This window comes from Poseidonocella sp. HB161398 (assembly GCF_005870025.1).
In the GTDB taxonomy this organism is placed as follows: domain Bacteria; phylum Pseudomonadota; class Alphaproteobacteria; order Rhodobacterales; family Rhodobacteraceae; genus Mangrovicoccus.
In genome coordinates, this window is the sequence record NZ_VATA01000128.1 from 1 (window position 1) to 8,382 (window position 8,382).

Consider the following 8,382-nt stretch of genomic DNA (forward strand, 5'->3'; position numbering starts at 1 on the left):
CAGAGCCGCGTCGCCTTCCTGGAATGCGCCGCCAATGGCGGGATGGAATGGGGCGGCGCGCAGCTCGAGGGCTGCCAGTTCACCCAGGGCATGATCCACAACATGGAGTATGTCGGCGTGCCGCTCTCGGCACTCCTGGCCGAGGCCGGGGTGAAGCCCGAGGGCAAATGGGTCTATCTCGAGGGCGCCGACGCCTCAGGCAATGGCCGCTCGATCCCGCTGGAGAAGGCGCTCGACGACGTCCTGGTCGCCTTCTACGCCAATGGCGAAGCGCTGAGGAAGGAGCACGGCTATCCGGTCCGCGCCGTCGTGCCGGGCTGGGAGGGCAATCTCTGGGTCAAGTGGCTGCGCCGCGTCTCGGTCTATGACCGCGCGGTGGAAAGCCGCGAGGAGACCTCGAAATACACCGACCTGATGCCGGACGGGCGGGCGCGGAAATGGACCTGGGTGATGGACGCGAAATCCGTGATCACATCGCCCTCGCCGCAGGCGCCAGTCTATCACGGGCCCGGTCCGCTTGTGATCACAGGGCTCGCCTGGTCCGGCCACGGGCGGATCACCCGGGTCGATGTCTCGCTTGACGGCGGCCGCAACTGGCAGCCCGCCGCGCTCGAGGGCACGCCGCTGCCGATGGCGCTGACGCGCTTCCGGCTGCCGGTCCACTGGGACGGGTCCGAGATGGTCCTGCAGTCCCGCGCCATCGACGAGACCGGCTATGTCCAGCCGACCAAGGACGCGCTGCGCGCGATCCGCGGCCTGAACAGCGTCTATCACGACAATGCCATCCAGACCTGGTGGCTGCGTCCCGGCGGGGAGGTCGAGAATGTCGAACTGGGCTAGAGTCGCAGCACTCCTGCTGCTGGCGGCGGGGCCCTCCGCCGCGGACCCGCTGGGCCTCGGCCGCCCGGCCCTGCCGGAGGAAATCGCCGCCTGGGACCGCACCGTTCTGCCCGGCGGCGCGGGGCTGCCGTCCGGCTCCGGCGATGTCGAGACCGGAGACGCGGTCTTTGCCGAGAACTGCGCCATGTGCCATGGCGACTTCGCCGAGGGGATCGACAACTGGCCGGTGCTCGCGGGCGGGGCGGGCTCGCTGAAGGACCGCCGCCCGGTCAAGACCATCGGCAGCTACTGGCCCGAGCTCTCGACCGTCTGGGACTATGTCCACCGCTCCATGCCCTTCGGCATGGCGCAGACCCTGTCGCCGGACGATGTCTACGCGATCACCGCCTTCCTGCTCTATTCCAACGGCATCGTGGAGGACGGTTTCGTGCTCTCGGACGCGAATTTCGCCGGGATCGCCATGCCCAATGCCGCGGGCTTCTATCCCGACGACCGGCCGGAGACCGAGTATCCGGGCTTCTCGGCGACGCCCTGCATGGAAAACTGCGCCGCGGAGGTGCGGATCGCCAAGCGCGCGGTCGAGCTGAACGTGACCCCGCGCGATCCCGACGGCCGCCCGGCGGGCACCCTGCCCGACCTGCATCCGGCCCGCGCGGAGGACGTGCCCGTGCAGATTGCGGCCGCGGAGCCCGGCCTGGCCGAAGCCGGGGAGAAGGTCTTCGGCAAGTGCCGCGCCTGCCACAAGATCGGCCCCGGCGCCGCCAATGGCACCGGCCCCGAGCTGAACGGCGTCCTCGGCCGCCCGGTCGCGGCGATCGACGGCTTCGCCTATTCCGGCGGGATGGCGGCGCTCGGCGAGGCGGGCAGCGCCTGGAACCGCGAGCTGCTGGCCGCCTTCCTCGCCCGGCCGAAGGAGGTCGTGCAGGGCACCAAGATGAGCTTCGCCGGGCTGAAGGCGCCGGACGACATCGAAGCGGTCATTGCCTATCTGGCCGGCTTCCCGGCAGAATGACCCCGGGCGCGGCCTCCCGGTCCCGGGCCGGCCGGCGCCCCCGGCATTTGGGAGGATCCGGCATGAACGCGATAACGGCATGGGGGCGCGGCGCCGCGCTGGCCCTCGCCCTGGCCGCCCCGGCGGCAGCCCAGTCACAGGAGACGGACTGGCAGCACCATCTGGCACTGCAGCTCAGCGAAGGCGGCGCCCCGGCGATGCAGGAGGTGCTGAACATCGCCGCCAATGTCTCGCGCTTCTACGGCAGCCAGGCCGAGGAGGTGCAGATCCGCATCGTCGTCTTCGGCCGCGGAATGGACATGCTGCGCGCCGACCGCTCGCCGGTGCTGGAGCGGCTGGAGTCGTTCCGGCAGTCGATGCCCAATGTCGCCTTCGTCGCCTGCCAGAACACGATCGACACGCTGGAGCGCAACGAGGGCGCGCCGGTCCCGGTCCTGTCCATGGCCGAACGCGTCGAGGCCGGCGTCGCCGAGCTGATCGCGCTCGACGAAGCCGGCTGGACGATCGTGCGGCCCTGACGGGCCGCCGGGCGGCGGCTCAGCCCATCCGTTCCGAGGCGTATTCGCCCGGCGTCGCCGGGAAGACCACGGTGCGGTTGCCATTGAGGAAGCTGCGGCCCTGGATATGGGCGTGGATCGCCCGCGCCAGGACCTGCGCCTCGACATCGCGGCCGAGAGAGACATAGTCCGCCGCCGATTGCGCATGGGTCACGCGGATCGTGTCCTGCTCGATGATCGGGCCCTCGTCGAGATCGGCGGTGACGTAATGCGCCGTCGCCCCGATCAGGCGCACGCCCTTGGCCCAGGCCTGCTTGTAGGGGTTGGCGCCCTTGAAGCTCGGCAGGAAGGAGTGGTGGATGTTGATGATGCGGCCCGACATCTTGGTGCACATCTCGTCCGAGAGGATCTGCATGTAGCGCGCCAGCACCACCAGCTCGGCGCCGGTGCGCTCCACCACGCGCATGATCTCGGCCTCGGCCTCGGGCTTGTTCTCCTTCGTCACCTCGATGTGGTGGAAGGGGATGTCGGCATTCACCACCTGCTTCTGGTAGTCGAGATGGTTCGAGATCACCGCGACGATCTCGACCGGCAGCGCGCCGATCCGGGCGCGATAGAGCAGGTCGTTCAGGCAATGGCCGAAGCGCGAGACCATGACGACGATCTTCGCCTTGCGCGCCGGGTTGCGCATCGAGACCTCCATGCCGAAGCGCTCGGCCACGGGGGCGAAGTCCTGCTCCAGCGTCTCGCCGGTGACGCCCTCGGGCGCCAGGAAGCCCAGCCGCATGAAGAAGCGGCCCGCATCCAGATCGGTGAATTGCGAACTGTCGAGGATGTTGCAGCCCTGATCCGCGAGGAAGCCCGACACGGCGGCGACGATGCCGGTGGTGGCGGGGCAGGACACGGTCATGACGTGCGAAGAGGTGGCGGACATGGGCGGCTCCGTCAGCATTCGGGCAGGGTCCCGGCCAAGCCGCCCTGCGGGGTTTCCTTGCCTCTCCGGCGCATGCCCCGACCGGGCGCGTCCCTGGCCCGGGCGCGGCTGTCATGCGGCATGGAAAGGCGGTGCAGCCTGCCGGAACGTCCTGGACGGGCGCCGCTCCGGCAGCATCGGAGGCGACATTAGCCCGCGCTGGCGGGCGGAGATTGCATGTTTGCGACAGCGGAAAAGAAGAATTGCAACAGCGCCGCGCACCGCCCGGACGCTGCGGAACCCCGCGTCGCAATGCTACCTGCGGGGCGTCGCGGACATCCTGCGCCCGCCCGGCCCGCTGACGGTAACTGCGGCGACGGCCCCGCGCTCCGGTGCGGCCGGCCGAAGAAGAAGACCCGGCCAACCGGGTCGCGCCCGCATCCCCGCGGAGCTGCATGTCCAGCAACAGGAGGAAGTTCATGACCTACCCCCAAGAGCCCGGCTACGCCGCGTCGGACCCCGAACCGGTACCCGAAGGCGGAATCCGCACGGACTACACGATCGGCCAGGACAATATCGAGGGCTCGGTCGGCCCGTTCGGATTCGACATCCACAACCCGGTCTTCCTGATCTCCGCCGTCGCCGTGATCGCCTTCGTGGCCTTCACCCTGGCGCTGCCGGAGGCGGCAGGCCAGCTTTTCAGCCTGCTCTTCTCGACCGTCACCACCGGTTTCGACTGGTTCTTCATCGGCGCCGCGGACATCTTCGTGCTGCTCTGCCTGGTGCTGGTGGTCAGCCCCTATGGCCGCATCCGCCTCGGCGGCCGCGACGCCCGGCCGGATTTCAGCTATCCCGCCTGGTTCTCGATGCTCTTCGCCGCGGGCATGGGCATCGGCCTGATGTTCTACGGCGTGTCCGAGCCGCTGTCGCATTTCGGCTCCTCGCTGGGCGGCACCGCCGCCGGGGCGGACGGGATCCGCACCGACTGGGCGCCGCTCGGCGCCGCCGCCAGCCAGGAAGAGGCGATCCGCCTCGGCATGGCCGCCTCGATCTTCCACTGGGCGCTGCATCCCTGGGCGATCTACGCCATCGTCGCGCTCAGCCTGGCGCTCTTCGCCTATAACAAGGGGCTGCCGCTGACGATCCGCTCGGCCTTCTACCCGGTCTTCGGCGAGCGGGTCTGGGGCTGGCCCGGCCACATCATCGACATCCTCGCGGTCTTCGCCACGCTCTTCGGGCTGGCCACCTCGCTGGGGCTCGGCGCCGCGCAGGCCAATGCGGGCTTCGCCAAGCTCTTCGGCGTGCCGGTCGGCCCGGTGCCGCAGGTGATCCTGATCTGCGGCATCACCGCAATCGCGCTCTTCTCGGTGGTGCGCGGGCTCGAGGCCGGGGTGAAGCTGCTGTCGGAAATCAACATGGCGCTGGCGGTCGTGCTGCTGGTCTTCGTGCTCCTGGCCGGGCCGACGCTGTTCCTGCTGACGGATGCCGGCGACTTCCTGCTGGCCTATCTGGAATACCTGCCGGCGCTGTCGAACCCCATCGGCCGCGAGGACGTGAACTTCATGCAGGGCTGGACCTCGTTCTACTGGGCCTGGTGGATCTCCTGGTCGCCCTTCGTCGGCATGTTCATCGCCCGCGTCAGCCGCGGCCGCACGGTGCGCGAATTCCTGATCAGCGTGCTTTTGATTCCATCTCTGGTCTGCGTGGTCTGGATGTCGGTCTTCGGCGGCGCCGCGATCAGCCAGGTGGTGCGCGACGGCTACGACGCGGCCCAGACGGCCGAGCTGCCGCTGCAGCTCTTCGCCATGCTCGACGCGATGCCGCTCTCGGCGATCACCTCCTTCATCGGCATCGTGCTGGTCATCGTCTTCTTCGTGACCTCCTCGGACTCGGGCTCGCTGGTGATCGACACGATCACCTCGGGCGGCAAGGTCGATGCGCCGGTGCCGCAGCGGGTCTTCTGGTGCCTGTTCGAAGGCGTCGTCGCGATCGTCCTGCTGCTTTCGGCGGGCGGGCTGAAATCGCTGCAGTCGATGGTGATCTCCACCGGCCTGCCCTTCACCATCGTGCTGCTGGTGATGTGCGTCGCGATCTGGCGGGGGCTCGCCTCCGAGCCCCGCTAGGGCCGCCTCACGCCGCCCCGGCCTCAGGCCCGGGGCGGCGCAGCGCATGCGGCGTCGTCTCGAACTGGCGCCGGAACATGCGGCTGAAATGCGAGGAATCGCAGAAGCCGCAATCCAGCGCGATCTGCGCGATCGACTTGTCGCTGGTGCGGATCAGGTGATGCGCCAGCGACAGCCGGATCGACAGGAAGGCCGCCTGCGGCGAGATGTCGAGCGCAGAGCGGAAGTGCCGCTCGATCTGCCGCTTGGAATGCCCCAGCCGCCGCGCGATCTCGGTGATCGCCAGCGGCGTGTCGATATTCTGCTGCATCAGCAGCAGCGCCCTCAGCACCAGCGGGTCGCGGGTCTTGAAATCCAGCGTGATCCCCGGCTGCGGCTTCTCGGGCTCGAGCGCCTCGTCGATGATCATGATGTGCAGGCTCTTGCTGGCCGCCGCGCGGCCGACATGCTTGTCGACCAGATAGGCCGCCAGATGCGCCGAGCTGGCCCCGCCCGAGCAGGTCAGCCGGTCGCGGTCGACCACGAAGATCTGGTCCGCCACCGGGTCGAGCCCTTCGAACTGCTCCAGGAAATCGGCATGGTGGAACCAGCTCACGCAGCAGCGGTAGCCGTTCAGGAGCCCCGCCTGGTGCAGCATGAATGCGCCGGTGCAGACCCCGGCAAGCGGCACGCCCGCCGCCGCCGCTTCGCGCAGGTAGCGGTTATAGGCCGGCCCCAGCGCGGGCATCTCGTCATCCATCAGCCCGCCGATCACCACGATGTAGTCGAATCGCGACGGATCGCCGAGCCGCTCCTTCGGCTGGACCGAGATCCCGCAGCTCGACGTGACCGCGTCCATCGTGTCCGACAGCACCGTCCAGTTGCACAGGATCGGCCGCGAGCGGTCGCCCTCGTCGGCGGCAAGCCTCAGAACGTCCACGAAATTCGCGAAGGCGCAGAGCGTGAAGCGGCGCGCCAGGATGAAGCCGACGGACAGCCGCGCGCCCTCGGGGCGGCCGCGTCCCATGCGGTCCGAGGGCGTGCGGGTGGTGCGGCGCGGCTGGTCGGGAAGTGAAGTCATCGGAGGCCTCCTGCGGGAGATTCTGATGCGCTGTCGTAGAGGTTTTCCCGCGCCGTCGCAATCGTACTATTTTTGCGACCCCGGATATCGCAAGGATTTTCTCCGAAGCGCGGCCCGGGATCAGCCTGGACGGCGCAGGGATGCGGGAAATCCGCGGTGTCCTGCCTGTGGCAGGCCCCGGGGCTCCCGCTCCGGAACGGAATCAGGGTGGTCCGGGGCGTCGCGAACGTCCCGCCCGCCATGCGAACGGCAACAGCAGATCCGCCCCGAGGGCGGGCAGCACGCGCAAGGCGGATCCCCGCCCCGCGGGCAACGGCGGAGAGGACAAGAAATGAAGGTTCTGGTGCCTGTCAAACGGGTGGTCGACCACAACGTCAAGATCCGGGTGAAAGCCGACGGGTCGGGCGTCGACCTCGCCAATGTCAAAATGTCGATGAACCCGTTCGACGAGATCGCCGTCGAAGAGGCGGTGCGGCTGAAGGAAGCCGGGACCGCCACCGAGATCGTCGCGGTCTCGGTCGGCCCGGCCCAGGCGCAGGACGTGCTGCGCACCGCGCTGGCCATGGGCGCCGACCGCGCCATCCTGATTGTCGCCGACGGGCCGGTGGAGCCGCTCTCCGTCGCAAAGCTCCTGTCCGCCGTGGTCGGCGAGGAAGCGCCCGGGCTGGTGATCCTCGGCAAGCAGGCGATCGACGACGACTGCAACCAGACCGGCCAGATGCTCTCGGCGCTGCTGGGCTGGTCGCAGGCGACCTTCGCCTCGAAGCTGGAAATTGCGGGCGATGCCGCGAAAGTCACCCGCGAAGTCGATGGCGGGCTGCAGGCGATCGAAGTGTCCCTGCCCGCGGTCGTCACCGCCGACCTGCGCCTGAACGAGCCGCGCTATGCCTCGCTGCCCAACATCATGAAGGCGAAGAAGAAGCCGCTCGACCAGAAGACCCCGGCCGATCTGGGCGTCGAGATCGCGCCGCGCCTGAAGGTGCTGCGCGTCGAGGAACCCGCCGGGCGCCAGGCCGGCATCAAGGTCGCGGGCGTCGCCGAGCTCGTCGACAAGCTCCGCAACGACGCCGCCGTCATCTGAGCCAGGGGAACGAGATCATGGCCATCCTGCTTTTCGCCGACCACGACAACGCCACTCTCGCCGATCCGACGCTGCGCGCGCTGAGCGCCGCCATCCAGATCGGCGGCGAGATCGACATCCTGATCGCCGGCAAGGACGCCCGTCCCGCCGCCGATGCCGCCGCCGCCCTGCCGGGCGTGCGCAGCGTCATCCTGGCCGAGAGCGACGCGCTGGAGCACCGCCTGGCGGAGCCCTCCGCCGCGCTGATCCTGTCGCTGATGGAGGGCTACGGCACGCTCGTCGCCCCCGCCACCACCACCGGCAAGAACGTCCTGCCGCGGGTCGCCGCCCTGCTCGACGTGATGCAGGTCTCGGAAATCACCGGGGTCGTCGATGCCCGCACCTTCAAGCGCCCGATCTATGCCGGGAACGCGATCGAGGTGGTGGAGACGACGGATGCCAAGACCGTGCTGACCGTCCGCACCGCCAGCTTCGACGCCATCCAGCCGGGCAGCGGCGCCGCCGCCGTGACCACGGTCGATGCCGCGGATGCCGGCGCGCTGTCGCGCTTCATCGAGAACATCCTCTCGGCCAGCGACCGCCCCGAGCTCGGCTCGGCGAAGATCATCATCTCGGGCGGGCGCGCGCTCGGCTCGGACGAGAAGTTCCGCGAAGTCCTCAGCCCCGTCGCCGACAAGCTCGGCGCGGCGGTCGGCGCCTCGCGCGCGGCGGTCGATGCGGGCTATGCGCCGAACGACCTGCAGGTCGGCCAGACCGGCAAGGTGGTCGCGCCCGAGCTCTACATCGCCTGCGGCATCTCCGGGGCGATCCAGCACCTCGCAGGGATGAAGGACTCCAAGGTGATCGTCGCGATCAA

The 8,382-nt window shown here is 69.2% G+C and carries 8 protein-coding genes; 6 read left to right on the forward strand and 2 right to left on the reverse strand.

Going from position 1 to position 8,382, the window contains the following annotated elements:
• The 3 genes from soxC to FGX59_RS35145 form a co-directional block, all read left to right on the forward strand.
• Window positions 1-840, forward strand: an 840-nt coding sequence (gene soxC, locus FGX59_RS35135) for a sulfite dehydrogenase (protein ID WP_138473179.1), incomplete at its 5' end; no start/stop codon positions are given.
• Window positions 824-1,852: a c-type cytochrome gene (locus FGX59_RS35140; RefSeq protein WP_138473181.1), complete on the forward strand. Its 1,029-nt coding sequence runs from the start codon at window positions 824-826 to the stop codon at window positions 1,850-1,852. The genes soxC and FGX59_RS35140, both read left to right, overlap by 17 nt.
• A 62-nt stretch (window positions 1,853-1,914) precedes the next feature.
• A complete protein-coding gene (locus FGX59_RS35145; RefSeq protein WP_138473183.1) occupies window positions 1,915-2,370 on the forward strand; it encodes a hypothetical protein in 456 nt (151 codons plus the stop codon).
• Window positions 2,371-2,389: 19 nt separating this feature from the next.
• On the opposite strand, the gene purU is transcribed toward FGX59_RS35145, so the two are convergent.
• Window positions 2,390-3,283, reverse strand: a complete 894-nt coding sequence (gene purU, locus FGX59_RS35150) for a formyltetrahydrofolate deformylase (protein ID WP_138473185.1) — start codon at window positions 3,281-3,283, stop codon at window positions 2,390-2,392.
• Window positions 3,284-3,741: 458 nt separating this feature from the next.
• On the opposite strand from purU, the gene FGX59_RS35155 reads away from it, so the two are divergent.
• Window positions 3,742-5,385 carry a BCCT family transporter gene (locus FGX59_RS35155; RefSeq protein WP_138473187.1) on the forward strand — a complete coding sequence of 548 codons (1,644 nt, stop codon included), beginning with the start codon at window positions 3,742-3,744 and terminating at the stop codon, window positions 5,383-5,385.
• Between the two features lie 7 nt (window positions 5,386-5,392).
• Here the strand turns inward: FGX59_RS35155 and FGX59_RS35160 are convergent, their stop codons facing one another.
• Complete coding sequence (locus FGX59_RS35160) at window positions 5,393-6,391, reverse strand: GlxA family transcriptional regulator (RefSeq protein ID WP_138473193.1); 999 nt, start codon at window positions 6,389-6,391, stop codon at window positions 5,393-5,395.
• A gap of 385 nt (window positions 6,392-6,776) precedes the next feature.
• Here FGX59_RS35160 and FGX59_RS35165 point away from each other — a divergent pair, with 385 nt between their 5' ends.
• Window positions 6,777-7,526, forward strand: coding sequence for an electron transfer flavoprotein subunit beta/FixA family protein (locus tag FGX59_RS35165; RefSeq protein WP_138473189.1), 750 nt, complete (start codon window positions 6,777-6,779; stop codon window positions 7,524-7,526).
• 17 nt (window positions 7,527-7,543) lie between these two features.
• On the forward strand, window positions 7,544-8,382 hold an 839-nt coding region (locus FGX59_RS35170), incomplete at its 3' end, for an electron transfer flavoprotein subunit alpha/FixB family protein (RefSeq protein WP_138473191.1).